Annotated in this window: 1 protein-coding gene; it reads left to right on the top strand. The window is 36.2% G+C overall.

Translation table 11 applies throughout. The features are described from left to right. A partial coding sequence (locus HMPREF3138_RS21850; protein WP_168166352.1) for a phage portal protein occupies nucleotides 1-576 on the top strand: 576 nt, incomplete at its 5' end. Between the last annotated feature and the right edge of the window lie 96 nt (nucleotides 577-672).

Below are 672 nucleotides of genomic sequence, written 5' to 3'. Positions count from 1 at the left end.
GAACTTGATCCGGGTAAAAAGATACAGACTGTAAATCCAACTTCAAGTACTGACGGCTTAGATTCATTCATGGATCAAATGCTAGGTCAAATTGCAATGGCGTTGAACGTGACCAAGATGAATCTACTATATGACACTAAAAACAGTTCTTTCAGTGCTGCTAAATTGTCTGACCGGATGATGCAACAAGTTGTTAAGGGCAAACAAAATGCACTTATCGTTCAAGTACTGAAACCAATCTATAAAGAGTTTTTGAAAGTCGAAATGATAAATAAGAATGAGTTAAAGCTCAATTTTAAAGACTTTAAGAAGTTAATCAAAGCAACTTATACGCCAGTTGTTTCATTAAGCCTAGATCCGAATAAAGACGCCCAGTACCAAATTGCACTTCTACAGAATGGATTGAAATCACGCAAACAGATCATTGCTGAACTTGGTCAGGACTACCGCGATGTTCTAAAGGACTTTGAAAAAGATGAAATAGACAATTATCTAAATGTTAAGGATAACAAAATAGATGAACAACCAAAACCAAATGAAGAGGGAGATGGAAACCAGCCAAATCAATCAGAGTAAAAAACTAATTGAATTAGCCTTTGCATCAGAAATCCCAGTACAACGCGAGATTGGGGATTGCGTACTAAATGAAATTCTACTTTGTTCCCCAGAAAA

Source organism: Serratia sp. HMSC15F11 (assembly GCF_001808215.1).
GTDB classification, from domain to species: domain Bacteria; phylum Pseudomonadota; class Gammaproteobacteria; order Enterobacterales; family Enterobacteriaceae; genus Serratia; species Serratia nevei.
The sequence above is the reverse complement of the archived record's forward strand: the minus strand, read 5'-3'. Positions and strand labels throughout refer to the sequence as shown.